The 258-nt window shown below is 59.3% G+C and carries 1 protein-coding gene; it reads left to right on the top strand.

The annotated features are described in order from the left end of the window. Nucleotides 1-19: 19 nt before the first annotated feature. Nucleotides 20-258: hypothetical protein (locus EUU22_RS25420; RefSeq protein WP_205687973.1), on the top strand; the 239-nt coding region annotated here is incomplete at its 3' end.

A 258-nucleotide genomic window follows, 5' to 3' on the forward strand; every position in this document is an offset into this window, starting at 1 on the left:
TAAGCATGATGCCTTTCACTTGGCGGAGTTGCAGCGGTTGAACATTTTGCCCAAGGCGCACATCTACGATGCGGAGCTGCGGCCGGTGCGGGACTTGTTGCGGCGGCGCACCAACCTGGTGCAGCAACGCACGGCTCTGTTTCTGAGCTTCAAGAGTCTCTACGCGCGGACCACCGGCCAGTCCATGCCGCTGAAGACTCTCAAGAGCCTGGAGCCCAAAGAGGGCAAGAACCTCTATGTGCATCCGGCCAACCAACT

This window comes from Ciceribacter ferrooxidans (assembly GCF_004137355.1).
Taxonomy (GTDB): domain Bacteria; phylum Pseudomonadota; class Alphaproteobacteria; order Rhizobiales; family Rhizobiaceae; genus Allorhizobium; species Allorhizobium ferrooxidans.